At 59.1% G+C, this 24,400-nt stretch carries 23 protein-coding genes; 11 read left to right on the plus strand and 12 right to left on the minus strand.

Going from position 1 to position 24,400, the window contains the following annotated elements:
• Positions 1-44 precede the first annotated feature (44 nt).
• Positions 45-1,787: an ABC transporter ATP-binding protein gene (locus IDH41_RS11510; protein WP_190861134.1), complete on the minus strand. Its 1,743-nt coding sequence runs from the start codon at positions 1,785-1,787 to the stop codon at positions 45-47.
• A gap of 228 nt (positions 1,788-2,015) precedes the next feature.
• On the opposite strand from IDH41_RS11510, the gene IDH41_RS11515 reads away from it, so the two are divergent.
• Positions 2,016-3,050, plus strand: coding sequence for a glycosyltransferase family 2 protein (locus IDH41_RS11515; protein WP_190861136.1), 1,035 nt, complete (start codon positions 2,016-2,018; stop codon positions 3,048-3,050).
• 166 nt (positions 3,051-3,216) lie between these two features.
• Here IDH41_RS11515 and IDH41_RS11520 read toward each other — a convergent pair whose 3' ends face one another.
• Entirely contained in the window at positions 3,217-4,263 is a 1,047-nt protein-coding gene (locus IDH41_RS11520; RefSeq protein WP_190861137.1) for an anthranilate phosphoribosyltransferase, read from the minus strand.
• 12 nt (positions 4,264-4,275) lie between these two features.
• Positions 4,276-4,884 carry an ANTAR domain-containing response regulator gene (locus IDH41_RS11525; protein ID WP_190861138.1) on the minus strand — a complete coding sequence of 203 codons (609 nt, stop codon included), beginning with the start codon at positions 4,882-4,884 and terminating at the stop codon, positions 4,276-4,278.
• 326 nt (positions 4,885-5,210) lie between these two features.
• Here IDH41_RS11525 and nirB point away from each other — a divergent pair, with 326 nt between their 5' ends.
• The 3 genes from nirB to cobA all read left to right on the plus strand — a co-directional run bounded on the left by nirB (position 5,211) and on the right by cobA (position 8,894).
• Positions 5,211-7,652: a nitrite reductase large subunit NirB gene (gene nirB, locus IDH41_RS11530; RefSeq protein WP_190861140.1), complete on the plus strand. Its 2,442-nt coding sequence runs from the start codon at positions 5,211-5,213 to the stop codon at positions 7,650-7,652.
• A gap of 54 nt (positions 7,653-7,706) precedes the next feature.
• The gene (gene nirD / locus IDH41_RS11535) at positions 7,707-8,021 is read left to right on the plus strand and encodes a nitrite reductase small subunit NirD (protein ID WP_190861142.1); all 315 of its coding nucleotides are present in this window, start codon (positions 7,707-7,709) and stop codon (positions 8,019-8,021) included.
• A gap of 96 nt (positions 8,022-8,117) precedes the next feature.
• On the plus strand, positions 8,118-8,894 hold the full coding sequence (gene cobA / locus IDH41_RS11540; RefSeq protein ID WP_223829657.1) for a uroporphyrinogen-III C-methyltransferase: 777 nt from the start codon (positions 8,118-8,120) through the stop codon (positions 8,892-8,894).
• Positions 8,895-9,230: 336 nt separating this feature from the next.
• Here cobA and IDH41_RS11545 read toward each other — a convergent pair whose 3' ends face one another.
• Both IDH41_RS11545 and IDH41_RS11550 read right to left on the minus strand, forming a co-directional pair.
• Positions 9,231-10,037 (minus strand): alpha/beta hydrolase, encoded by an 807-nt coding sequence (locus IDH41_RS11545; RefSeq protein WP_190861143.1) that lies wholly within the window; start codon positions 10,035-10,037, stop codon positions 9,231-9,233.
• 138 nt (positions 10,038-10,175) lie between these two features.
• A complete protein-coding gene (locus tag IDH41_RS11550; protein ID WP_190861144.1) occupies positions 10,176-10,646 on the minus strand; it encodes a divergent PAP2 family protein in 471 nt (156 codons plus the stop codon).
• Positions 10,647-10,819: 173 nt separating this feature from the next.
• Between IDH41_RS11550 and IDH41_RS11555 the strand changes: the two genes are divergently transcribed.
• Positions 10,820-11,509 carry a Crp/Fnr family transcriptional regulator gene (locus IDH41_RS11555; RefSeq protein ID WP_190861145.1) on the plus strand — a complete coding sequence of 230 codons (690 nt, stop codon included), beginning with the start codon at positions 10,820-10,822 and terminating at the stop codon, positions 11,507-11,509.
• 27 nt (positions 11,510-11,536) lie between these two features.
• Complete coding sequence (locus IDH41_RS11560) at positions 11,537-11,965, plus strand: DMT family transporter (RefSeq protein ID WP_190861146.1); 429 nt, start codon at positions 11,537-11,539, stop codon at positions 11,963-11,965.
• Here IDH41_RS11560 and IDH41_RS11565 read toward each other — a convergent pair.
• Positions 11,958-12,800 (minus strand): MBL fold metallo-hydrolase, encoded by an 843-nt coding sequence (locus IDH41_RS11565; protein ID WP_190861147.1) that lies wholly within the window; start codon positions 12,798-12,800, stop codon positions 11,958-11,960. The two genes, IDH41_RS11560 and IDH41_RS11565, sit on opposite strands and share 8 nt — an antisense overlap.
• 231 nt (positions 12,801-13,031) lie before the next feature.
• Between IDH41_RS11565 and IDH41_RS11570 the strand changes: the two genes are divergently transcribed.
• The 3 genes from IDH41_RS11570 (at position 13,032) to IDH41_RS11580 (ending at position 14,386) form a co-directional block, all read left to right on the plus strand.
• Positions 13,032-13,472 (plus strand): hypothetical protein, encoded by a 441-nt coding sequence (locus IDH41_RS11570; protein WP_190861148.1) that lies wholly within the window; start codon positions 13,032-13,034, stop codon positions 13,470-13,472.
• Between the two features lie 37 nt (positions 13,473-13,509).
• Positions 13,510-13,920 (plus strand): DUF402 domain-containing protein, encoded by a 411-nt coding sequence (locus IDH41_RS11575; RefSeq protein ID WP_223829658.1) that lies wholly within the window; start codon positions 13,510-13,512, stop codon positions 13,918-13,920.
• An 85-nt stretch (positions 13,921-14,005) separates the two neighbouring features.
• Positions 14,006-14,386 (plus strand): SET domain-containing protein, encoded by a 381-nt coding sequence (locus tag IDH41_RS11580; RefSeq protein ID WP_190861149.1) that lies wholly within the window; start codon positions 14,006-14,008, stop codon positions 14,384-14,386.
• A gap of 613 nt (positions 14,387-14,999) precedes the next feature.
• On the opposite strand, the gene IDH41_RS11585 is transcribed toward IDH41_RS11580, so the two are convergent.
• The 5 genes from IDH41_RS11585 to IDH41_RS11605 form a co-directional block, all read right to left on the minus strand.
• Positions 15,000-16,013, minus strand: a complete 1,014-nt coding sequence (locus IDH41_RS11585) for a zinc-binding alcohol dehydrogenase family protein (RefSeq protein ID WP_190861150.1) — start codon at positions 16,011-16,013, stop codon at positions 15,000-15,002.
• 17 nt (positions 16,014-16,030) lie between these two features.
• The gene (locus IDH41_RS11590; protein ID WP_190861151.1) at positions 16,031-16,981 is read right to left on the minus strand and encodes an aldo/keto reductase; all 951 of its coding nucleotides are present in this window, start codon (positions 16,979-16,981) and stop codon (positions 16,031-16,033) included.
• Positions 16,982-17,057: 76 nt separating this feature from the next.
• A complete protein-coding gene (locus IDH41_RS11595) occupies positions 17,058-18,569 on the minus strand; it encodes a UxaA family hydrolase (RefSeq protein WP_190861153.1) in 1,512 nt (503 codons plus the stop codon).
• A complete protein-coding gene (locus tag IDH41_RS11600; RefSeq protein WP_190861154.1) occupies positions 18,562-20,058 on the minus strand; it encodes a tagaturonate reductase in 1,497 nt (498 codons plus the stop codon). Before IDH41_RS11600 ends, IDH41_RS11595 begins: the two co-directional genes overlap by 8 nt.
• Entirely contained in the window at positions 20,055-20,885 is an 831-nt protein-coding gene (locus tag IDH41_RS11605; RefSeq protein ID WP_190861156.1) for an amidohydrolase family protein, read from the minus strand. Before IDH41_RS11605 ends, IDH41_RS11600 begins: the two co-directional genes overlap by 4 nt.
• Before the next feature lie 152 nt (positions 20,886-21,037).
• Between IDH41_RS11605 and IDH41_RS11610 the strand changes: the two genes are divergently transcribed.
• Positions 21,038-21,895, plus strand: a complete 858-nt coding sequence (locus IDH41_RS11610; protein WP_190861158.1) for an AraC family transcriptional regulator — start codon at positions 21,038-21,040, stop codon at positions 21,893-21,895.
• 85 nt (positions 21,896-21,980) lie between these two features.
• Here IDH41_RS11610 and IDH41_RS11615 read toward each other — a convergent pair whose 3' ends face one another.
• Entirely contained in the window at positions 21,981-22,979 is a 999-nt protein-coding gene (locus tag IDH41_RS11615; protein ID WP_317890732.1) for an EamA family transporter, read from the minus strand.
• Positions 22,980-23,175: 196 nt separating this feature from the next.
• Between IDH41_RS11615 and IDH41_RS11620 the strand changes: the two genes are divergently transcribed.
• Positions 23,176-24,366, plus strand: a complete 1,191-nt coding sequence (locus tag IDH41_RS11620) for an acyltransferase (protein ID WP_190861160.1) — start codon at positions 23,176-23,178, stop codon at positions 24,364-24,366.
• Positions 24,367-24,400: the final 34 nt, after the last annotated feature.

A 24,400-nucleotide genomic window follows, 5' to 3' on the forward strand; every position in this document is an offset into this window, starting at 1 on the left:
ATAGCCTTCTCCCCGTCGATTGTCCCTGCACGCTCGTCACCTCCTTATTCCTCCAGACTCGCTTCCATCTGCTGCCGTTCCCACTGCTCCTTATACCAGCCGCCGAACAGCATCAGCTCGTCATGCCTGCCTTCTTCGATTACTTTGCCTTCGTCGAGCACGAGAATCCAATCCGCATGGCTGACCGCCGACAGGCGATGGGTCGTAATGAGCGTCGTCCTGCCGGCGCGCTCCGTGCGGATGTTATGCAAAATCCGGCTCTCCGTCCGCGCGTCGACGGCCGAGAGCGAATCGTCCAGCAGCAAAATTTCGGAATCGACGAGCAGCGCCCGCGCGATCGAGAGCCGCTGCTTCTGCCCGCCCGAGAGCATGACCCCGTTCTCGCCGACGACGGTGCCGAGCCCCTCCGGCATCTGGGCGACGTCCTCGGCGAACGAAGCCATCCGGACCGCCCGGTCGATCTCCTCCGGCGAAGCGTCCGGCTTGCCCAGCGCGATATTGTCGCGGATCGGCTTGGAGAGAAGCAGATGCTCCTGCGGCACGTACGCAATCCACCGTTTCATCCGCTCGATCGCGATCCGCTCGACCGGCACGCCGGCAACGAACAGCATGTCGGAAGCTACCGGATACTGACGCAGCAGCTGCTTCAGCAGCGTGCTCTTGCCGCTGCCCGTCTTGCCTACGATCCCGAGCGTCTGCCCCCGCTCCAGCCGGAAGGAAACGTTCTCAAGACTCGGACGGGACGCGGTCGGGTACGTGAACGTCAGCCGCTTCATCTCGATCCGGGTCGGCACTTCCACGTCCGTCGGCCGATCCTGGTCCGACAGATCCGGCTGCTGCGCGAGCGACTCGTCCAGCCGGTCCGCCGATGCGCTTCCGCGCTGCAGCACGTTAATGAATTCGCCGAAGGATATCATCGGCCAAATGAGCATGCCCAAATAAATGTTGAACGAAATCAGCTGCCCGAGCGAAATTTCATTCCGAAAAACAAGATAGGAGCCGTAGCCGATGCCGATCGAATAGCTGACGCCGACGATGATCGAGATGATCGGCTGAAAGAGCGCGTTCAGAATCGATACGCGCTTGTTCTTATGCATGACCTCCGTCGTCACTTCGTCGAAGGCGGAAGTATCGTCCTTCTCCTGCACGTACGAGCGGATGACCCGGATGCCGGAGATGGATTCGAGCGCGTGATCGTTCATTTTGCCGAAAGCGGCCTGCGCGTCGAGAAAGCGGGTCCTTACCCGCTTGCCCAGCTTGCTGATCGCGACCGCCAGCAGCGGCAGCGGAATAAGGGCGGCGATCATCAGCTTGTAGCTGACGAACGAGACCATCATGACGATGACGACCGAAGCCCCGACAAGCGTGTTGACGAGCGTCATGACGCCGTAGCCCGCCGTCTGCCCGATCGCAAGCACGTCGTTCGTCGCGAGCGCCATCAGCTGTCCGGTGCTGTTGCGCTGGAAGAAGCCCGGCGTCATTCGGGTCAGATGGGCAAGCAGCTTGCCCCTCAGCACTTTCTCGATGAGCGCCGAATTGCCGAACAGCGTCGTGATCCATACGTAGACAAGCACGTAGAGCAGCAGCGCTAGCCCGATTAGCAGCAGCACGGTCTGCGAGAGGCTGGATCCGGTCAGGCTCTCGTCCCGAATCTGGTCGACCGTTCTTCCGATCAGATTAGGCGGTATTGTGGAAAGAATGCTTACAAGCGCCATAATGCTGACGGCAACCGCGTAGCTCCCCCATCTATCCTTGAAAAACCATTTCAAACGATGTACGAAAGTCATAAAATCCTCCTTCGCTTCCGGATAATGAAACGACGTTTCCTATGCGGGCGAGCCGCCATCTTCCATAATGCTTGAATTTCCTGTTTTATGCAACAACAAAATGCGAAAATATGTTCCCACCCTTCGGCCAACTTCATCTTTGTTCTTAATAACGAATATGCTATGATGGGGATACGACCGCGGGCACGCGGCCTGAACGTAACCAACCTTACAGCCGGGGTGAGTGGAATGGACTGTGCCATTAGCGTTATCGTACCGATCTACAACGCCGGGGAGCGGCTGCATCGGTGCATCAGCAGCATTTTGCGTCAGTCCTTCCGCGATTTCGAACTGCTGCTCGTCAACGACGGCTCCACCGACGACAGCGGCTCCGTCTGCGAGCGGTACGCCGCCCTGGATCGCCGCGTCAAGGTTATCCACCAGGCGAACGCCGGGACGAGCGCAGCCAAAAACGCCGGAATCGCGAACGCGGCCGGCAGCTATATCGCCTTCGTCGACGCCGACGACGAGGTGGCCGTCCCCTTCCTCTCGTCACTGTACGAAGCGGCCGAGGATCTGGCTTGCGACGTCGTCGTAAGCGGCTATGTCGCGATGCCCGGCGGCCGGATCGTCACGCCAAGGTTCAAGCTGCGCGCGCCGATGAACGGAGCGGACTTCGTGCTCAGCTCCGAGGCCGTCCATTCCAATAACGATCTGTGCTTCGCGTGGAGAAGCTTGTTCAAGCGCGAGCATCTGGCCGGCGGGCGGATCCGCTTCCGCGAGGAGCTCTCCATCGGCGAGGATACGATCTTCACGCTGGAGGCGCTGCTCCGCTCCGGGCGCGTATGCGCGATCCCCGATCCGAATTACCGCTATACCGTCGACAATCCGGGCAGCATCATGAACGCCGCCTACAAGCCCCAGCTTGCCTCCGTGCTGATCCGGCAGTACGAATGGCGCAAACGGCTCTCCGAGCAATTCGGCCTGCTGACATGCCGTCATTACCGGAAGGATATGGCGGACTATTACGTCAGATCGATCTACGGCATGCTTGTCAAAAACTTGAAGAACGGCCCCTCGCCCCCCCTTCCGGCCGACCTTGACGCCATCGTGCGCAGCCCGATGATGACGGACAGCGCGAGCGAGCTTGGCTTCATGTACAAATGCGGCAGCATGAAGGAGTATTTGCATTTTTTGGCGCTCAAAGGCAAGCTTACCCCGATTTTGTTCAACAAGGAGTTCCGGGACAAAAATCCGGCGTCGCTCTCGCCGTCGAGCAGGTGACCCGTCAAGCTTCCGCCCCGCACGAAGATGCAGAGATTCCGGCAGCGCCTTTATCTGAAAAAAACTTAACATGACATTGACATCAACCGTCACTGTTTCACGCCATGCAAACGCCGCCATTCGTATAAAAAAACTGCCGGGCATCGCCCGGCAGCCTTTCCGTTCATTAGTTCGGAAGAGATAACACGCCTTCGCTTCTCATCACATTCTGCCATTTGCGGTACAGCTCCCACGCCGCGCCGTCGTCGAGCAGCGCTTTGCACGTGTACAGCCCTTCCTCGACCGACTCCACCTTGCCCGCCAGCTGCAGCCTGACCGCGGCGTTCAGCAGCACTTGGTTGACGAACGCCAGATGACCTCGTCCCTGCAGCACCGCTTCCGATACGCGAAGCTGCACCGCCGGCGTCCATACGACGTCCGGCAGCGCCGTCTCGAGCCCGTAAGCGTCGGGATCGACGATATGAAGCCGGGACTCGCCTTCCTCCACGAAGTACGTGCGCGTCGGACGTTCGATGAACAGATCCTCCGACCCTTCCGCCCCCTGCACGATAAGCGCCTTCCGGTATTTCAGGTTGTTCGCGAGCTTCGCCATCCGCTCGAATACGGTATTGTGGTAGACGCCGAACGTCAAATACGGGGAATACGAATAATCGATCAGCTTCTCGGCCGTATTGAGCACCGTCCGCATGTCGAGCTCCACGCGAATGGAGCGGAGCGCCTTCAACGGCGGACACCATTCCTCGGCCGGAACGTACAGTACGCCGGTGCCTTCCGCGGCTTTCGTAATTTGCCCGCGCGACAGGCCGCCCGGGTCGATCCCCGCTTCGCGCAGCAGATCGTGCAGCGTAATTCCCCACTTCGGAGGCAGCGACGGCATGCCGTGAAGCGTAACCGGCAAGCCGGCGGACGCCAGCAGGAATGCGGCCGGGAACGTCGCGAAGAACGTCTTCTTCCGGCCGTCGTAAGGCCCGGCGCAATCGAGGCCCTCCTGGATCGGCGCGCGGTAAGCATGCTTCCGGCACACCGCGACGAACGCTTCGATTTCTTCCACGCTTTCCATCTTAATTCGCTCGGCGACGAAGAAAGCGCCAATCTGGGCCGGCGTTGCCTTCATTTCCAGGATCGAATCGGCCGCAAGCAGCGCCTCGTCGTAGCTTAAGTCGCGCGCTCCCCGTTTTCCCCGGCCGACTTCCTTCAGTAGGTTCGTAAACATCGCAAGGCCCCCTTATTTTTGCTCTTGAAGTAACTGATATACCTTAACGATCGACGTCGCCACGTCAACCATCCGCTTGCGTTCGTTCATCGCCTGCTTGCGCAGCACCTCGTACGCTTCCGCTTCGGATATGTTTTTGATTTTGCACAAAATCCCCTTCGCCATATCGATCCACTTCCGCTCCTCGAGCCTGCCTTCAAGCTGCTTCTTCTCGTTCAGCCACTGCTGCCTCTCGAAGCATTGCTTGGCGGCGAAGTGAAGCGCCCAGTGCAGCTCCTGCTCGGACATGGACGGCGTCAGAATGCCGTCGACCGGCACGTCGTCCTCGCAGAAGGCGGCGGACATGGATGCGGCCGACGCGCTGCACCACCACAGCATCGGAGCGGCTTTTCGCTTAAGCAGCCGCGTGCCGACGCCCTTCACTTCGTCCAAGGGCAGATGGATGACGACCGCGTCCGCCCCGCTCATCTGCAGCTCGGCCGACATTTCGTCGCTCGCGCGAATAATATGGTAGCCGTAATTTTCTAAAATATATTTTGGCGTCTCTTTCTTGGAAAGCTGATTTGACTGAGGGACCGCCGCTGCTGCCGCCCGATGATCGACCACTAACAAAGAACGCATAAAGAAGCGCCCCCTCCTCTAACGACTTTTCTATAATCATGTGCACAAGTCTTTTTCTTTGTTACTATATATAACATACAAATGCCGAAATTGTCATTACCCGAATTTTTACCGGCAAAATAATGTCAAGTATATTGACATGCGTTCCAAAACCGTTGTATAGTTACGTTATCAACTACAAATCATTCGCGAATACAACGGTGTGTTCGTTAGAAGCGGCAAAGAAGCCTGCTTTCGTCATTCACAGGAGACGTGCGTTCTCCTTCGATGCGAAGCAGGCTTTTATGATTTTCCCTACAGACAGAGTTTGAGAGGAGAGAAACACGATGGCAACTAAGAAGAAACTGGTACTCATCGGCAACGGCATGGCAGGGGTACGGGCGATCGAGCATCTGCTGAAGCTATCCCCGGAGAGCTACGACATTACGATCTTCGGCGCCGAGCCGCATCCGAACTATAACCGCATTATGCTGTCCTCCGTTCTGGCCGGCGGCGCGGACATGAAGGAAATCGTCATAAATGATTGGGACTGGTACAAGGAAAATAACATTACGCTGCATGTCGGACATAAAATTACGAAGATCGATACCGATCGCAAAACGGTCGTCTCGAACCTCGGCATCGAAGCCGCTTACGATTCGCTGATCGTCGCCACGGGCTCCAACCCGTTCATGCTTCCGCTCCCGGGAGCGGACAAGGAGGGCGTCATCGCTTTCCGGGATATCAAAGATTGCGAGACGATGATCGACGCGTCCAAGCAATATAAGAAAGCCGTCGTCATCGGCGGCGGACTGCTCGGTCTCGAAGCGGCAAGGGGGCTTCTCCATCTCGGCATGGAAGTGAACGTCGTCCACATCAACCCGTACCTGATGGATCGCCAGCTCGACGAAGCCGCCTCCCGCATGCTGCAGCGCGAACTGGAAGCCCAAGGGATGCAGTTCCTGCTCAAGAAGAGCACCGCTTCCATCAAAGGCAAGCGCCGCGCCACCGGACTCGTCTTCTCCGACGGCAGCGAGGTGGACGGCGATCTGGTCGTCATGGCCGTCGGCATTAAACCGAACGTCGACCTCGCCAGGCTGACGGGCATCGAGGTGAACCGCGGCATCGTCGTCAACGACTTCATGCAGACGAGCGTGCCGGACATCTACGCGGTCGGCGAATGCGCCGAGCATCGCGGCATCGCCTACGGTCTCGTCGCCCCGCTCTACGAGCAAGGCGCCGTGCTGGCCAAGCATCTGGCCGGCGTCGAGACGGCCGGTTACGCAGGCTCCGTCACATCCACGAAGCTGAAGGTATCCGGCGTCGACGTATTCTCGGCCGGAATCTTCGTCGAGACGCCGGATACCAAGGCGCTCAAGATCCAGGACGATCTGGGCGGCACGTACAAAAAAATCGTGCTCCAGGACGGAAAGCTTATCGGCGCGGTTCTGTTCGGCGATACGTCGGACGGCGCGGAATTGTTCTCTTACATTAAAAGCGGCGAATCCGTCGCCGGCCGCGAGAAAGAGCTGCTGCTCGGCTTCTCCGCGGACCAGCTCGGCCAATCCTCCGGAGGCAACAGCAGGCTTGAAGCGATGGCCGACGATGAGATCATTTGCGGATGCAACGGCGTATCGAAAGGAACGATCGCCGACGCCATTATGAATAAAGGCTGCAACACGGTCGGCTCCATCAAAGCTTGCACGAAGGCTTCCGGCTCCTGCGGCGGCTGCAAGCCTCTCGTCGAAGGCCTCCTGCAAATCTATGCGGGCGATTCGATAGGCGAGCCGGTCAAGGAAGGCATCTGCGGCTGCACGACGCTGAGCCGCGACGAAATCGTCGAAGAAATTACGCGCATGAAGCTGATGAGCACCAAAGAGGTCATGAACGTCCTCGGCTGGCATAATCCGGAAGGCTGCTCGAAGTGCCGTCCCGCCCTCAACTACTACCTGGGCATGCTGTATCCGGAGGAGTACGTGGACGAGAAGGAATCGCGCATCACGAACGAGCGTTACCACGCGAACATTCAGAAGGACGGTACTTACTCCGTCGTTCCGCGGATTTACGGCGGCGTAACGTCCCCGACGGATTTGAAGAAAATCGCCGAGGTCGCCGAGAAGTTCGAGGTGCCTCTCGTGAAATTCACAGGCGGACAGCGTCTCGACCTGCTGGGCGTGAAGAAAGAGGATTTGCCGAAAATTTGGGAAGAGCTCGACATGCCGTCCGGTCATGCATACGGCAAAACGCTGCGCACGGTCAAAACCTGCGTCGGCAATACGTTCTGCCGGTTCGGCACGCAGGATTCCATGGGCATGGGCATCCAGCTGGAGAAGGCGTTCGAGCGGCTTAACACGCCGGCGAAAGTGAAGCTTGCCGTATCCGGCTGCCCGCGCAACTGCGCGGAGGCGACGATCAAGGACTTCGGCGTCGTCGCGATCGACGGAGGCTGGGAGCTGCACATCGCGGGCAACGGCGGCGTGAAGGTTCGCGCGACCGATCTGCTCTGCATCGTGAAGACCGAGGAAGAAGTAATGGAATGGTCGTCTGCCTTCCTGCAATATTACCGCGAGAACGCGCAATGGAACGAGCGTACGGCGCAATGGGTCGAGCGCGTCGGACTCGATGCGGTGAAGCAAGGTCTGGAGAACCGCGAAGACCGCCTCGCACTGAAAGATCGGCTTGAGAAAGCGCTCAGCGTGACGACCGATCCTTGGAAGCAAATCGTCGAAACCGACGAGCTTCGCAAAAATTTCGAGCAACTGTCCGGCGCCGAACCGGTTAAGCTATAGCGCTTATTCTTCCTTCGCTGCCGTTTCTATTATACATTTCAGGAGGGTACATCTATGACGACAAAGCTGCTGGTAGCCAACCTATCGGATATCGATGTCAAAGGATCGCGCAAAGTCAAAATCAACGATACGGAAATCGCCGTGTTCCGGCTGACGGACGGCAGCGTCCTTGCCGTAGAAAATAAATGCCCGCATAAGGGCGGACAGCTTTCGGAAGGGATGGTGTGCGGCACGGCCGTGCACTGCCCGCTCCACGATTGGAAAATCGATCTTCGCAGCGGACGCGTGCACGAGCCCGACGACGGCTGCGTGACAACCTTCGAGACGGAAGTCGACAGCGAGAGCGGATCGATCTACGTCACCATTTAGGTAGGAACGGAAATAAGAAATTGGCACGCCTCGCGGCCGCGAAGCCGCGTACGGATGCGTCGATAAAAAAGCGATATAAGCGAGGGGGATCAGCCTATGAGAAGGATGGCTGCAGGGAAAGTGTACATTGTCGGTGCCGGTCCGGGCGATCCCGAGCTTATTACGGTGAAAGCCATGAGGCGCATTCAGGCCGCGGACGTCATTTTGTACGACCGGCTGGCGAGCGAGGAACTGTTAGGCTACGCGCGGGAAGACGCGGAGCTCGTCTACTGCGGCAAGGCGCCGGGCATGCATGCGATGCCGCAGCAGCTCATTAATGAAGCGCTTGTCCGCTACGCGCTCGATGGCAAGACGGTCGTCCGCCTGAAGGGCGGCGATCCGTTCGTCTTCGGAAGAGGCGGCGAGGAAGCGCTGAAGCTTGCGGACTGGGGCATCGATTACGAAATCATCCCCGGCATCACGTCGGCGATCGGCGCCGCCGCCGCCGCGGGCATCCCGGTCACGCACCGCGAATATGCCGCTTCCTTCGCCTGCGTGACCGGCAGCCGCTGCCACGGCGACAAGACGCCCATCCGCTGGGACTTGCTCGCGCACGGCGTCGATACGCTCGCCATCTACATGGGCGTCAGCCAGCTTCCGGCCATCCGCGAGGAGCTGCTGAAGCACGGTAAATCGGCTTCGACGCCGGTCGCCCTGATCGAGCGCGGCACGACGTCGCGCCAGCGGACGATTACCGGGACGCTGGCGGATATTCACACGCTTGCCGCCGCGAAGAAGCTCAGTAACCCCGCGCTCATCATTATCGGCGAAGTCGTGCGCGTCCGCGATCGGCTGCTCCAGGCGGAGCAGCGCGCGATTTCGATGATCGGTTAATAAAAACCGCCCTGCATGGAGGGCGGTTTTTTAATTTCAAAAACTGAAAATATAAGCGAAAGAAGGTTATTTACTGGGCGTCTAGTTTCAAATTTTGAAGCTTAATCGGTTAATACCGAATGAAGCAGCCCGAATCGTATCATTTAATCTCAAATATTGATACTAAATCGGGTGCGAGCGTGGTTAAGCGCAATTTTAGTTTCATTTTTTTTAATTAGCATTACCTTCCAGAGCTTAAATGTCGTCGTAGAAAGCGAGCGCATTGGGCAGCGTTCGAAAAACGGGGCTGTCTTTAAAAGGCCGCTTCACGACCTATTAATACAGCCCCCGCATGAACTATCCTTCTTGCACGTAACCGTTCAGCTTCAGCCAAGATGCGCAAGTATCGGTCCAGCCGTCCGCATGCGGCTCGTCCTCCGCCAGACCGAGACCGTGGCGCCCCTTCGCGTAGACGTGCAGGTCGAACAGCACGCCCTGCTTGCCGAGCGCCGACGCGAACAGAAGGCTGTTCTCGACCGGCACGGCGCCGTCGTTCGACGTATGCCAGAGGAAGGTCGGCGGCGTATCCTTCGTCACGTTCAGCTCGTTGCTGTGCCGCACGATCTTCGCTTGGTCCGCGTCCTTGCCGAGCAAATTTTCCCTCGAGCCTTGATGCGTGAACGGATCCTTCATCGTAATGACCGGATAGCATAGGACGAGCAGGTCGGGCCTGCAGGACTGGCGTTCGATCGGGTCCACCGCGTCGCGATTGCCCGGATCGAAGCTTGTCCCGGCGTTCGCCGAGAGATGGCCGCCCGCGGAGAAGCCGAGCAAGCCGATCCGGCCCGGATCGACGCCGAAGCGGACCGCTTCGCGGCGGACCGTACGGATCGCCCGCTGCACGTCAAGCAGCGCGCACGGATACTGGTACGGCGCGACTCGATAACGGACAACGAATGCGGAGATGCCAAGTCCGTTCAGCCACTGCGCGATCGGCTCCCCTTCATGGTAGGCGCGCATTCCGTAACCGCCTCCGGGACAGACGACGACCGCCGGACGATCGCTTCCTTCGACCAGGTACGGCGTAATCGCCGGACGATCCTCGTCGGTATCCCCTTGTGCGTAAGGCGCTCCGCCCGGCCATAATAAAAGCTCATCTTTCATTCGGTTAATCCTCCCCTGAATGCGCAAACCGGCTATGTCCGCCATCAGGCGGCAATAGCCGGCGCATAATTTCTGTCAGCTTTCCCCATTATATAACCAATCGGCAACCGCTGTCACCGTCCTTCGGCAGCCGTATAGCTAAGCGCGGCCTTTCGCCGACGTCAGCGCGCCGATCAGTCCGATACACGCCCCGAGCAAGGCGCCCGCGGCAACCTCGCGCGGCTGATGCCCGAGCGTCTCCTTCAGCTTCTCGCGCCTGCGCTTATGATAAATGCCGGGATGCTCGCCCGAAAGCTTCTCGACGTCCTCGTCCAAATCGTTCACCTGAACGGCGATTTCCCCGGCATGCCTGCGAATATTCATCGCGTCATACATGACGACGATGCCGAGCATGGCCGAAATCGCGAACGCCGGCGTCTTCAGCCCGTATTTGGCCGCCGTATAGGCCGCCAGCGCCGTTACGCCGCTGGAATGCGAGCTGGGCATGCCGCCGGTACCGATCAGCTTGCGCATATCCCACTCCCCCGTGACGGCATAGTGCATCGGCAGCTTCAACAGCTGCGCCGCGCCGACCGCTGAAAGCGCCGTGCAAAGTCCCCTGTTTGCCATAACCGTTCAGCCTCCTATCGTCATTCTCCCGTAGGTTGCCCTGCCCCGGACCGTTTCATCCCTCAGCCCTGCCAGCGCAGCCATAGCCGCAATTCGTTTATAATGGGACATATGTCCTTTTCAAGATTGGATGTCCTTTCTTACAATGAAGAACGGGAGGCGGCAATGATTCGATGCAAAGGGATGAACGGGTAACGGCCTATGCCGCTCGGCATAGGCTGGATGCGATATTTAGCGAGGCGGAGATCGACCGGATGCAGCTGCATACGTACGCCAGAGGCGAGACCGTCTGCTCCGCGGGAGAGCGGCTGGACCGCTTGTATTTGCTCGTAAGGGGCAAAATCAAAGTGTACACGACGCTGCCGAACGGCAAATCGGTCCTGCTTCGTTTCAATGAACCGCTCGCCGTCATCGGAGACGTGGAGCTGCTGACCGGCTATCCGGTGCAGTGCATGGTCGAATCGGTCGGGGAGAGCGTTTTTTTGGTCGTGAAGCAAGAAGACTTGCGCGAGACCGCCCTGAAGAGCCCCCATTTTCTAACCTTTATTATTCGGCTGCTAAGCCATAAGCTGTACACCGCTTCCAATGCGTCCAGCTTGAATCTGCTTTATCCGGTGGAGAACCGGTTCGCGAGCTACCTCATCTCGATTTCGCCTCCGGAGACCGGAGCATCCGCGCAGGCGGAGCTGAAGACCGGCAAGCTGACGGAAGTCGCGGAAATGCTCGGCACGAGCTACCGGCATTTGAACCGGGTCATCGCCCGGCTGGCCAAGGACGGCATCGTCGAGAGGAAGCGCGGCGCCGTCCTGATCCTCGACCCGGTTCGGCTGCAAGAGCTGGCAAGCGGCAATCTTTACAGTTGATTTTTAACGACAGGGGGTTCGTACGGCATGATAGGGATCCTTTATTCCTTGCTCGCCGGTCTCGTCATCAGCGTCCAAAGCGTGTTCAACGCGCGGATGACGGAGAAGACCGGCTTCTGGTTTACGAACGCCTGGGTGCACGGCACCGGCTTCGCCATCACGCTTATTATCCTGCTGCTGCTGAAGGACGACGGCCTTGCGAGGCTGCCGGCCGTGAACAAGCTGTACTGGCTCGGCGGCGCCATGGGCGTCATGATCGTGTTTTCCGTCACTAAGGGCATCACGTCGCTCGGTCCCGCCTACTCCGTCGCATTGCTGCTTATTATGCAGCTGCTCGTCGCCATGGTCATCGACAGTCTCGGCTTGTTCGGCGTCGACCGGGTGCCGGTTACCCCGAACAAGCTGATCGGCATCGCCGTCATGATCGCCGGCGTCATCGTCTTCAAGCTTAAGTAAAGTAAACGAACCGCTCGCCCGGCGCGAACATATGGAACTTCTGCGCCGGATAATGGCGGTACAAATAATCGACGAAATACGCCGGATTCTCGTCGTTATGCGGAAAGAGGCCATAGTGCATCGGGATGAGCAGATCGGCGCCGACTTGCACCGCGATCTCGATGGCCTCCCTATAGTTGACGTTGCCGACGATGCCTTGTTCGTTCCGGACGAAATCCCGTCCGTTGATCGGCAGCATGGCGATATCGACCCGTTTGCTTTGAAGCCACGTTACCAGCTCGGAGAAGCCGACCGTATCGCCCGCGTGATAGAGATGGATACCTTCGAAATCGGCGACGTAGCCGAGAAACTTATGCTCGCCGGACTCGTCCTGCTCGAAATTCTCATGCTTGGCGGCGAATGCCGCAAGCGAGATTCCGCCGTCCAGCGTCAGCGTCTGCCCGTGGGAAATGCCGATCAGCCGCTCGTCGGCGAAGCCCCATTCCTTCATGAGCGGGAGATGGGCCTTCGGCACGACAAACCTCGTTTTCTTCGATTGGCCGATCGCCTGCAGCGTCTGCCTGTCCATGTGATCCTCGTGGTGATGCGAGCATACGACATAATCGACGTCCAGACATTGCGAAGGCGCAAGCGGCGACGGGAACGCCCTCGACCACGGCGAGCCGCTCAGCTCTTCCACCCAATCCGTCAAATACGGATCAAACAGGATCGTCTTTTGCTTCCATTTCGCCATAAACCCTTCCTGTCCCAGCGCCCACAGCGCCAGCGCCTGCTTCGGCAGCTCCGTCTCCGCGATTTCGCGCTGAAGCGCTTCCCCGCTTTTGTATACGTTCATCGATTCTTTCATCCTCCCGGCTGCCGCGCTTCATAGGCGCAGCTTGTTTCTTCCATTATAGCTTTGCGGACGGGACAAATCTAACCTCAAAACTTCCTTTCTCCCAAAAAAAGGGCTTCTGTAACCCTATAATTCGCCAATACATAGGAGTCTTCCCGCTCATAGAATAGAATGACACGGCGAATCGCGGCCGGCAGGTTCGGAGAATGAAAGGGAGTAGGGCTCGATGGAATGCTGTCAAGGCAAGGTCATCATTTGCAAAAACGAAGGAACGATCATTATCGGAAACGTCGGATCGATCACGACGAACTCCACCACGACATCCGCCAATGGCTCGGGTTCCGAATCGTCCGGCGAATCGGGGAACTCCGGCAATTCCGGATCGACCGAATTCTCTATGCGCATGCCGATCGGCTCAGGGGAAACACGGGCCTCGTTCACCCGCATGCCGGCCGCTTCTGGGGCATCGCGGGCTCCTGCCAACCGTACGCCGGCCGCTTCGGGGGCATCGCGGGCTCCGGCCAACCGCATCCCCTTGCGCAGGCTGCTTGGCGGGAGGCGACGCCGCCGCCGCAGATAATCGCCTTCAAGGCCGATCGGACGGAGCTCCTCCCCGGGAAGGAGCTCTCGCTTATGGCGCCGGCTATTTCCCTCCACCTGGAAAAATGGTAAGCTGTGCTTAAAGCGGGGCTGCAGGAGGGAATGTCGATTGTTAAAGAGAAAGCACGGAGACCGCGCGGACTGGAAACGCGTGCTTGAGAAACGGTACGCGCAGGCTGAGCTTGCGACCGAAACTTTTGCCGGACATCTGTCGTTGCTCAGCATTGTCAAAGTCTCCGAACCTCTCTGCGTGAGCTACGGCGACAGCAAGCTATGCATTGCCGACGACGGATACCTATGGCTGCAGCAATTCCCTTCGGGCAAGCGTCATTCGGTGACAACGATGTTCGACTCGGAAGGCAGAATCGTGCAGTGGTATATCGACATATGCCAGACGATCGGCCTTAACGAGGATAACGTTCCCTGGATAGATGATTTATTTTTGGATATCGTCGTTTTGCCGTCGGGGGAAACGATTCAAAAAGATGCGTCCGATTTTTTCCCACAGCTTGCCATTTGAACATAGGTAGGTTAGTATTAACCTTTTAAGCGACATTATTCGGACAAGCAGCGTCCATAGACTATAGAATTCGCAGGTGACGAACATGATCGAAATCAAAAAATCGACGCTAAGCAACGGGGAGTTTAATCGCGGGGTATTCGCGACCCGGGATATCGCGGAGGGGGAGCTTATCCATGAAGCGCCGGTCATTCCGTATCCGAACGAGGAGCATGAGCATATCGATAAAACGATCCTCTCCGACTACGTATTCGAATACGGCGCCAACCATACGGCCGTTCTGCTAGGCTACGGCAGCTTGTTCAACCATTCGTATACGCCCAACGCGACCTACGATATTAACTTTGAAAACCACACCTTCGACTTTTATGCCTATACGGCGATTAAAGCGGGGGAAGAAATTTTGATCAACTATAACGGAGAAGTCGACTGCGACGATCCGCTTTGGTTTATCGAAGAAAAGTGAACGGAGAAGACGACCGATAACGGCCGTCTTTTTTGGTTTCGGCGTAAGGGATGATCTCCATGATCGTTCGGTCTGCTCATAGCTCGGGGCAACAGATCTAAATTTTAGACCTGATTTCGTTAAATTGGCTCGGAAGACGGCCGGTTTGGCGGAAAACGGGAGCATCAGATCTAATTTTTAGACCTGATTGCGAAAAACGGGAGGTTTTGTGGGGATCAGGTCTAATTTTTAGACCTGATTACGTTAAATTGGCTCGGAAACGTCCGGTTTGGCGGGAAACGGGAGCATCAGATCTAAATTTTAGATCTGATTGCTGAAAATGAGGCGTTTTGAAGCGATCAAGTCTAATTTTTAGACCTGATTACGTTAAGTTGGCTCGGAATCGCCCGGTTTGGCGGGGAACGGGAGCATCAGATCTAAATTTTAGACCTGATTGCGGAAAACGGGAGGTTTTGTGGGGATCAGGTCTAATTTTTAGACCTGATTTCGCCGGTTTGGCGGGAATCGGGAATCCGGCTGTGCAGCCACAATCGCGCCATGCCCATGCCAAAAGAGCCCCGCCCCAGGGCGATTGCGCGCCTAAGAGCCGGGCTCTGTGCCAGCGAATGAATGGCTACAACTCCACCATCGCTTTGATGACCTTCGATTCGGGCTTCAGCCACGCGTCGAACTCGCCGATCATGTCCGCGAACGCGGCGCGGTGCGTAATGAAGCTCGCGACGTCGATGCCGCCGCCGCGGATTGCCTCCTGTACCGCGGCAAAATCGTCCGGCGTCGCGTTGCGGCTGCCCATCAGCGTCATCTCCCGCTTGTGGAACTCCGGGTCGTTGAAGCTCAAATCCGCCTTCACCAGCCCAACGTACACCAGACGGCCGCCATGCGCCACATAGCCGAAGGCGCTCTCCATCGACCGGGCGCTGCCCGTCGCGTCGAAGACGACGCCCGGGAATTCGCCGCCCGTCAGCTCGGCCAGCCGCTCCAGCGCCTGATGCCGCGCATTCACGGTCTCGTCGACGCCCGCCCATCGCCGGCAGAAGGCGAGCCGCTCGTCCAGCAGGTCCATCGCGATGACGCGCGCGCCGCGATGCTTCGCGAAGGCCATGACGCCGAGCCCGATCGGGCCGGAGCCGATGACGAGAGCCGTCTCGCCGGCGCGTAGCTCCGAGCGGCGCACCGCGTGCGCGCCGATGCTAAGCGGCTCCAGCACCGCGGCTTGATCCAGCGTCAGCCCGTTCGTCACAAGCAGATGGGATACCGGCACCGCGATCCGCTCTCTCATGCCGCCGTCGATATGGACGCCGAGTACTTTCATATCCGTGCAGCAATTGGTTTTCCCGTTGCGGCAGGCGATGCAGCCGCCGCAATGCATATACGGGATCACGGCGACCTGGTCGCCCGCCTTCACCTTGCCGCTCGGATCGTCCGCCTGCTCCACGATTCCGGCCAGCTCATGCCCGAGCACGCGAGGATACGTGAAGAAGGGCTGATTGCCTTTATACGCGTGCATGTCCGTGCCGCAAATGCCGATTCGGCGCAGCCCGACTATTGCGGTTCCCGGCTGCAGCACAGGCTCTTCCTGCTCGACCAGCCGAAGCCGGTCAATCTGTTCGCATACGATTGCTTTCACGTCGAGACGCTCCCCCTCTATCCATTCTGTCTTCCGCCGCCGCTATATTCCGCTCTCCCGCTCGGCCAGCTCCGGTTATGGACCGGCCGCAATATCGCCAGCACCTCGCCGAGCAGCTCTTCATCCATCGGCTCGTCCGTCCATTCGATGTTGCGGCGGATGTTGGCCGGATTCGCCGTGCTGACCAGCGTCGTCGGAATCCGCTCGTTCGCGGTCGAGAACTGGATGGCAAGCTTCGCGATGTCCGCGCCTTTAGCGGCGCAATGCTCGGCGGCTTTCTTGCAGGCCGCACGAAGCTCCGCATCCGCCGGATGCCAGTCCGCCGCCGGCCTCAGGCTGAGCAGTCCCATCGACAGCGGCGAGGCGTTGACGAGCCCGACCTCCCTACGCTCCAGCAGCGGCAGGATGTCCAGCAAGGACGTATCGTTCAGTGAATAATGGCAGTACGACAGCACCGCATCCAGCTCCCGCGCGGCCAGCGATCGCTCGAATACGGCAAGCGGCAGGCCGGAGACGCCGGAGAAGCGGATCTTTCCCTGCTCCTTCAGCTTGTCGAGCGCGGGGAACGCCTCCTCGGCCACCTGCTCGAACGGCGCGAATTCGATGTCGTGCAGAAACAAAATATCGATATAGTCCGTGCCCAGACGCTCCAGGCTTTCCTCCACGCTGGCGAGAATGCGCCGGCCGGAGAAATCGAATTCGTCCGCGCCGTAGCGTCCGGCCTTCGTCGACAGGATCAGCTTCTCTCTCGGAAGGCCGGCCATCGCCTTGCCCAGCACCGTCTCCGCCTTCGTCAGACCGTAATAAGGCGACACGTCGATCAAATTGATTCCCCTATCGACGGCCTCATGCACCGTGCGGACGCTCTCCGCGTCGTCGGTCTCCCGGAACACGGAGCCGAGCGACGACGCGCCGAAGCTGAGCACGGAAACGTCCAATCCCGTTTTTCCAAGCTTCCTGTATTTCACCTGTTTCAACTCCAATCCCAAGTGTAAACGGCTGACGCCGTCCTTTGGCGGCATAAGCTCGTGTGGCAGCGCCAGCCTACAAAATAACGCCGTCTTTGAAAATCGCGATTTCCTTGAAGCCGTTGCGCTCGTTGTTCGTCCGCTCATCCCCCGAAGCAAGCCGGATCAGCTGCTCCCACAGCTCGCCCGTCAGCGTCTCCATCGACTTGTCCTCGAGCAGCGCGCCCGCGTTGAAGTCGATCCAGTTCCGCTTCCGCGCGGCAAGCTCGCTATTGGTCGCGATCTTCACCGTCGGCACCGGTCCTCCGAACGGCGTTCCCCTCCCCGTCGTGAACAGGACGATGTGCGCGCCGCCCGCTGACAAAGCCGTCACCGACACGAGGTCGTTGCCCGGCGCCTCCAGCAGGTTGAGCCCGCTGGCCGTAATCCGCTCGCCGTAAGGCACGACGTCGCGCACGATCGCATGGCCGCCCTTCTGCGTGCAGCCGAGCGACTTCTCCTCCAGCGTGCTGATGCCGCCCGACTTGTTGCCGGGTGAAGGGTTCTCGTAAATTTCCTGGTCGTGCCGAATAAAATATTGCTTGAAATCGTTGATCAGGTTCACGATCTTGCCGAATACTTGCTCGTCCGCGGCCCGGTTCATCAAGATCGTCTCCGCCCCGAACATCTCCGGCACCTCGGTCAGTATCGCCGTGCCGCCGGCCGCGATCAGCCGGTCGGACACCGCGCCGACGAGCGGATTGGCCGTAATGCCCGACAGCCCGTCCGAGCCGCCGCATTTCAATCCAAGCTTCAGCTTCGATACCGGCACCGGCTGCCGCTCGAACCGCTCGGCGTAAGCGACGAGCTCGTCGATCAGCTCGAGCGCATCTTCGATTTCGTCCTCCGCCTCCTGCGACTTCAGAAACTTCACGCGCTCCGGGCTATGTTCGCCGATCGCCAGCTTGAACGAATCGATCTGGTTGTTCTCGCAGCCGAGGCCGATGACCAGCACGCCCGCGGCGTTCGGATGGTTCACGAGCGACGCCAGCAGCTTCTGCGTATGGACGAGATCGTCGCCGAGCTGCGAGCAGCCGAACGGATGGGCGAAATGGTACACGCCGTCCACGCGCCCCCCGTACGCGGCGTGGGCTCTTCTCGCCACGATTTCGCATGTTTTGTTAATGCAGCCGACCGTGTTGATGATCCAGATTTCGTTGCGGATGCCGACCTCGCCGTTGTCGCGGACGAAGCCTTGGAACGTACGCGAGCCGTCAGCTACCGCCGCCGGGCTTCCTTTCTCCCCGAAGGCGGGCTCGTACGCGTAATCGAGAATGCCCTTCAGACCCGTCCCCATATTATGCGTATGCACCCAGCGGCCGGGCTCCAGATCCTCCTTCGCCACGCCGATCGAATAGCCGAACTTCAGAATATGCTCCCCTTCGCGGACGGCCTTGGTCAATATTTTATGCCCCTTCGGCACGTCGTCCAGCAGCGTCAGCGAAGTCGACTCCCCGCCTTCCCCGAGCGTCAGCGCATCCCCTTTGGCAAAAGGCTGCAGCGCCACGACGACATGATCGTTCCCGTGCAATTTCACCCAGCTATTCATTGGCCGACCGCTCCATTTCCGTCATATTCTTGCTCAGTATCGACGGAAGCTCCGGCCATTCCGCAGCCAGATCGCGTCCCCAGACGCTCGCAAGGCCGAGCAGCTTCCCGATCGTCGCTTCAAGCGGCCACTGCCGCTCCTCCGCCTGCGCCCATACGCCCGCGATCGTCTCCAGCAGGCCGGCGTCGTCGCGCACGGCATACGATGCGCCGCCTAGCGTCTCGCCTACGAAGCCCGCCTCCGTCCGCTTCACCTTGTAATAGCGCAGCAGGCCGGCGAACCCCCGGACAAGCCCTTGCGGCGCGTCTTCGCCGCCTCCGGCGTAATGCATAAGCGAAGGCAGCAGCCTCACCTTGAACTTGCTCAGACTGTTCATCGCGATATCGGATAAGCGATGGCGGATGAACGGATTGAGGAACCGCTCGTACACCGCGGCGGCGTATTGCTTCAGCTCCTCCTCCGCGATCGGCAGCGACGGAACGATCTCGCGCTCTACCGTGCCGCGAACGAAGGGACCGAGCTCGCCGTGCTCCATCGCCTCCCGCACCTGCTCGATGCCGTGCAGCAGGCCGATCGGCGTCATGAGCGTATGGGCCCCGTTCAGAATGCGCACCTTCCGCAGCTGGAACGGCTTCAAGTCGCTCACCCAGTGCACGTTAAGGCCCGCTTTGCGCAGCGGCAGAATCTCCTCGAGCGCAGGCTCCGCTTCGATGGCCCATAGATGATAAGGCTCCGCCGTGCTCAGCATCGGATCCGCGTAGCCCCATTCGCCGAACCAAGCCTCGGCTTGCTCTCCGCCCGGATACCCCGTTACGATCCGGTCGACCAGCGAATTCAGGAAGCGGTTATGCCGCGCAACCCACTCCTTGAACGCTTCGGGATAGCCCCAATCGTCGCTGTAGCGAAGCACGCAGCTCCGAAGCTCGTCGCCGTTGCGCTCCAGCAGCTCGCAGGGCAGGCAGATCAGCCCGCGCGCCGGATCGCCCTTGAAGTGAACGTACCTTCTATACAGCAGCTGCGTCAGCTTGCCCGGGAACGATTGGACCGGCTGCCCGTCGGCAAGCTCCTCCGGCCGGTAGGCGAGGCCCGCTTCCGTCGTATTCGATACGACGACGCGCAGATCGGCGCTTTCGGCGAGCGCGAGGAACCGGTCCCAATCGGAATAAGGATCGAACGCCTCGCGGAACACCGAAATCACTTCCGTCCGCTGTACGCTCTCTCCGTTTTCCAGCCCGCGGATCACAAGCGTGTATAAGCCGTCCTGCTCCGCGAGCGCTTCGATCTTCGGCTTGCCCCCGGGACGCGGCTGCGTCACCGCGACGCTCCCTTCGTAAAGCCCCCGCTTCCTGCACTCGTGCAGCATCCAGTCGAAGAAGCCGCGCAGGAAATTGCCCTCCCCGATTTGCAGCACGGTGACGGGCGCCTGCTTCGTTTGCTCGTATAAGGAACGCTGCTCTTCCGTCAACCCATTTCGGTTTAACTTGTTCATATCCGGTAAAACTCCTTTGCGTTTAGTCCGTATAACCTGCGCTTGTTCTCTTCCGGCCAATCCGCGGGCAGCGCCGCCTCGAGCACGCTCACCGTCTCGTCGTAGCTTGCCGCGAGCAGGCATACCGGCCAGTCGCTGCCGAACAGAACCCGCTCCGGCCCGAAGACGTCAAGCGCGTGCCGGATGTAGGCCGTGAAGTCTTCCGGTTTCCAACGCCCGTGATCCGCCTCGGTCACCATGCCCGACAGCTTGCAATACAAGCCGGGATGGGCCGCAATCCGTGCCATCTGGCTTCTCCAAGGCTCCATGACGCCTTCCCGGATACGCGGCTTCGCGATGTGATCGATCACCGCGTGCAAGCCGGGGACACGGTCCAGCAGCTCGGCGACGGGCTCAAGCTGATGCGAGACGACGAGCAGGTCGACCGGAACCTTTTTCTCCGCCAAAAAAGCGAGCGCTTCCAAAAATGCCGGCTCCAGCACCTTGCCCGCGTCCTGCATCTCCTGGATCATGACGCGAATACCTGCGAATTTCGGATGCTTCGCGAATCGTTCATAATGGTCCCGGTAATCGGGATCGCCGGGATCCAGCCACGTCACGACGCCGAGAATCGAATCCGTCCGGTCGCTCAGCGCCAGCAAATAGTCGGATTCGGCCAGCGTCGCCGCCGCCTGCACGACGATCGTGCCGTCCAGCTGATGCGCCGCCAGATGAGGCGCCAAATCCTCCGGCAGAAAATCCCGGTACAGCGCCGGGATATCGGGCGTAAGCCACCCGTAATCGCCCCGTTCGATGCTCCAATAATGCTGATGCGCGTCTATTCTCATCGCAATCGCACCTTTCTTCTCGCATTTCCTTTCATCCTCTTCATTATAAAAAACAAGATCGATGCGGGAAATGACCAGAAACCGCATATTTGTACTCTATTTTGATATTTGCTACAATCAGGCTGACAAATCCGGCAAACGAGGTGCAGGCCATGAACGCTTACCGCAAGCGATTTGACGCGCAGACCGCCTTCCCGTTCGAATGCGTGTACCGCGATACGAAGTCGGCGCAGAACGAGCTGCCCGACCATGTGCACGATTGGTACGAGCTTGTTTATTTATATAGCGGCCAAGGGACCTTCTTTATCGATCAGACCTTATACCGCGCGGCGGCCGGCGATATATTCCTCATTCCCGGCAACACGATCCACCGTTCGTTCCCCGACCCGGACGATCCGAAGACCGCGACGGCCCTGTTCTTCAGCGCGTCCCTCGTGCACGGCCAGCCTCTTGGCGATTCGTTCAGCTACCTCCTCTGCTTCGAGCGGGCGAAGCGCAGGAAGTCGTACAAGCTGTCGGCGTCCGCCAGGGAGAAGCGGCAGCTCGCCGAGCTGATCGACCGCATCCATGAAGAGGAGACGAAGAAGCTGCCCGGCTGCCGCCAGGCCGTCCTTCTGCTGCTGCAGCAAATTTTGCTGCTTCTCGGCCGGGCGGTCCCGCCTTCGGGCGAAGAGGCGCCCGCCCCCTCCGCACTCCCCGGCTGGATGACGGGCATCCTGGCCTATATCGACGAGCATCCCGGGGAGCCGCTCGGCTTGTCCGAGCTCGCCGCGCGCGCCTCCGTCACGCCAGCCCATTTCTCCCGCGCGTTCAAAAAGCTGACCGGCATGAACGTCACCGAGTACGTGGCGACCAAGCGCATCCTCCGGGCCAAGGAGCTGCTCATCGCTTCCGACGAGGCCGTCTCGCAAATCGCCGAGCGGTGCGGCTTCGAGAGCCTGCCCCATTTTCACCGGACGTTCAAGAAGCTGACCGGCATGACCCCGGCGCATTACAAGAAAAGCGAATAGCCGGCCGTAAACAAAGGGCTCCCGTACGCGGCAGAATTGCCGCGCCGGGAGCCCTAAGTTCAGTCTTCGTAACCGGCGCCGCGCCCTACGCCCCGAACAGCCGCATGAGCACGATTCCCGCGAAGGCAAGCGAAATGCCCGCTACCTCCGTCTTCTTGAATTTCTCCTTTACGACGAATCTCGTGTAGAGCAGGACGATCAAGACGTTAAGCGCCGTCACGGCGGATACGAGGCCGGCTTTGCCGAGGTCGAACGCCGTCACGATCAGCATCATGCCGAAAGCGTTCGTCGTACCGACGGCAAGGCCGACAAGGAAGGTACGCCCCGCGCTCCACGCTCCCGTCCCGGCAGCCGCCGCTTCGCCCGCGGCTTGACCCGATATCCGCAGCGCCGCGCCTTCGCGTGCCATGGCGCGGTCCGCCGCCATGCTCCTTCCTTGCCGCGCGTCGCGCAGCCACCACAGCCCGAAGCAGGAAGCGCCCGTGACGAACATGAAGAACATCGTCGGGAACAGCTCCGCTTCCGTCATCGTCGACCATTTGCCCGACAGATCGTTGCCCGCGAACAGCAGCATCGCCAGCAACCCCCACTGGGCGCCTTGCAGGTTGCGCAGCGACAAGTCGTTCGACATCCGTACGAGCAGCACCCCGCCGACGATGACGACGAACGCGACGAGCTGCATCGCCCGCAGCTCCTCCCGCCACAGCCCGTAAGCGACAACGACGACGACGACCGACGGCAGCGCCGTCAGAATGGCGACCAGGGACGCTTTGCCTACCGCAAAGCCCTTGAACATGCTCGCGTTCGCCCCGAACGAGAACAGGCCCATCTGGATGCCGATCAGCGCGGGCAGCGTCCAGTCGGATGCGAATGCGAGCGCGCACAGCCCGTTGACGATCGCCCCCATCGTGAAGGTGCCGCACAGCAATAAATTGCGGTTCAGCGGCTGCTGGCTGGTCCAATGGTAGAGAATGCCCCGCAGGCCGAAGCATACTGCCGCAAAAACCGAATACGTAAGCCACATGAGTGCAATAAATCCACCTTTCGTCTTGCCGAATCGCTCGATCGCGTTTCCACTAATCATATAGCAACCTCGCCGAAATTACACTCGCGAATCGCGAAGAGGCGAACTTCCGCTCCGCGCAAGCGATTAAGTGAAAACTTATAAAATTTTTATATTTTAAAAAACGGTTGGCTGAAATTGGGAATGCCCGTATAATAGCGATAGCCGCGCCGAAATCGGGCGCTGCGCCCATTCCACGAACAGCAAGGGGATTCCAATGGCAAACGCTGCAAAACGGCCGCATCTGCCCGAGCTCGACCTCGTCCGAGCGTTCGGCATCATCGCGGTCGTCATGATTCACGCCACGTCGTCGATCGTCAACAATTACGACCGCGCGTCGTCTTTTTACCCGATTTACGTCTTTTTGAACGTGTTCTCCAAATTCGCGGTGCCCGTTTTTATTTTTTTAAGCGGCTTCGTCCTGTTCTACAACTATATCGACAAGCCGTTCACGGCGCGGGCGATCGGGGAGTTTTACAAAAAAAGGCTGATGAAGACGGTCATTCCGTTCCTGCTCTTCTCCTTCCTCTACTGGGGCCTGACACGGCTGGCGAATTACGGCTTTACCGACATACGGACGTTTATCGGCTATTTCGCGAACGAAAATTTCCTTGAGAAGCTGCTCACCGGCAAGACGTATACGCATCTTTATTTCGTCGTCATCATTCTGCAATTCTACATACTCGCTCCGCTCCTGCTTTATGCTGTCAAGCGGCTGCCCTGGCTCGGCAAGCACATCGTCTGGCTCGGTCTGCTCGTCCAGTGGGCGTTCATCTACAAGCTGGCCGACGTCTTCGAATTGAAAAACCGCGGTTCCTACTCGTTTACGTATATGCTGTATTTTGCCGCCGGGGCGTTTATCGGCATTTATTATTTGAAGCTCGCCGACTGGATCAAAATATCGAAGCAAAGCGCGACGGCCGGCAAAATAACGGCTTGGGCCGTTCTGTGGACGCTGTTTCTGTCCGCCAGCTTAACCGAGGTGTACGTATACTACCGATACTACCTGGAAGGCCGGTTCGTGCTCAGCCCGAAGCTGCTCGAGCTGGTGAACGAGGTGCACTGCGTCGCGGCGGGGATCGCGCTTATCCAGCTTTCCGCTTGGATCTACGCCGCCTGGAACCGTACGATCGTGAAGGCGCTTATCCATATCGGGGCCGTTTCGTTCGGCATTTATTTGATCCACCCCATCGTGTTGTACGTATACAGGGAGATTGACGCAGGCGGCAACCCGCTGATCTACCATCTATGGGCCGCCGGAGGCTTCGTGCTGGCGCTGTGCCTTCCGTGGCTGCTCGTGTCGCTCAGCGCCCGCTTCAGGTGGCATTGGATTTTGTTCGGCCCGTTGCCGGCCGCGAAGAAGGCGCCTGCCGCTTCCGCGCCCAAGAAGCCTGGCATGGAAGCTTAATCAAGCAGCCGTTCGGGCCGCTTTCCCGACCGCG

The organism is Paenibacillus arenilitoris (assembly GCF_014705655.1).
GTDB classification, from domain to species: Bacteria; Bacillota; Bacilli; order Paenibacillales; family Paenibacillaceae; genus Pristimantibacillus; species Pristimantibacillus arenilitoris.

Coding starts and splice junctions, on each gene's coding strand:
- IDH41_RS11510 (WP_190861134.1), bottom strand. CDS start 1,787: ATGACTTTCGTACATCGTTTGAAATGGTTTTTCAAGGATAGATGGGGG.
- IDH41_RS11515 (WP_190861136.1), top strand. CDS start 2,016: ATGGACTGTGCCATTAGCGTTATCGTACCGATCTACAACGCCGGGGAG.
- IDH41_RS11520 (WP_190861137.1), bottom strand. CDS start 4,263: ATGTTTACGAACCTACTGAAGGAAGTCGGCCGGGGAAAACGGGGAGCG.
- IDH41_RS11525 (WP_190861138.1), bottom strand. CDS start 4,884: ATGCGTTCTTTGTTAGTGGTCGATCATCGGGCGGCAGCAGCGGCGGTC.
- nirB (WP_190861140.1), top strand. CDS start 5,211: ATGGCAACTAAGAAGAAACTGGTACTCATCGGCAACGGCATGGCAGGG.
- nirD (WP_190861142.1), top strand. CDS start 7,707: ATGACGACAAAGCTGCTGGTAGCCAACCTATCGGATATCGATGTCAAA.
- cobA (WP_223829657.1), top strand. CDS start 8,118: ATGAGAAGGATGGCTGCAGGGAAAGTGTACATTGTCGGTGCCGGTCCG.
- IDH41_RS11545 (WP_190861143.1), bottom strand. CDS start 10,037: ATGAAAGATGAGCTTTTATTATGGCCGGGCGGAGCGCCTTACGCACAA.
- IDH41_RS11550 (WP_190861144.1), bottom strand. CDS start 10,646: ATGGCAAACAGGGGACTTTGCACGGCGCTTTCAGCGGTCGGCGCGGCG.
- IDH41_RS11555 (WP_190861145.1), top strand. CDS start 10,820: ATGCAAAGGGATGAACGGGTAACGGCCTATGCCGCTCGGCATAGGCTG.
- IDH41_RS11560 (WP_190861146.1), top strand. CDS start 11,537: ATGATAGGGATCCTTTATTCCTTGCTCGCCGGTCTCGTCATCAGCGTC.
- IDH41_RS11565 (WP_190861147.1), bottom strand. CDS start 12,800: ATGAACGTATACAAAAGCGGGGAAGCGCTTCAGCGCGAAATCGCGGAG.
- IDH41_RS11570 (WP_190861148.1), top strand. CDS start 13,032: ATGCTGTCAAGGCAAGGTCATCATTTGCAAAAACGAAGGAACGATCAT.
- IDH41_RS11580 (WP_190861149.1), top strand. CDS start 14,006: ATGATCGAAATCAAAAAATCGACGCTAAGCAACGGGGAGTTTAATCGC.
- IDH41_RS11595 (WP_190861153.1), bottom strand. CDS start 18,569: ATGAATAGCTGGGTGAAATTGCACGGGAACGATCATGTCGTCGTGGCG.
- IDH41_RS11600 (WP_190861154.1), bottom strand. CDS start 20,058: ATGAACAAGTTAAACCGAAATGGGTTGACGGAAGAGCAGCGTTCCTTA.
- IDH41_RS11605 (WP_190861156.1), bottom strand. CDS start 20,885: ATGAGAATAGACGCGCATCAGCATTATTGGAGCATCGAACGGGGCGAT.
- IDH41_RS11610 (WP_190861158.1), top strand. CDS start 21,038: ATGAACGCTTACCGCAAGCGATTTGACGCGCAGACCGCCTTCCCGTTC.
- IDH41_RS11615 (WP_317890732.1), bottom strand. CDS start 22,979: ATGATTAGTGGAAACGCGATCGAGCGATTCGGCAAGACGAAAGGTGGA.
- IDH41_RS11620 (WP_190861160.1), top strand. CDS start 23,176: ATGGCAAACGCTGCAAAACGGCCGCATCTGCCCGAGCTCGACCTCGTC.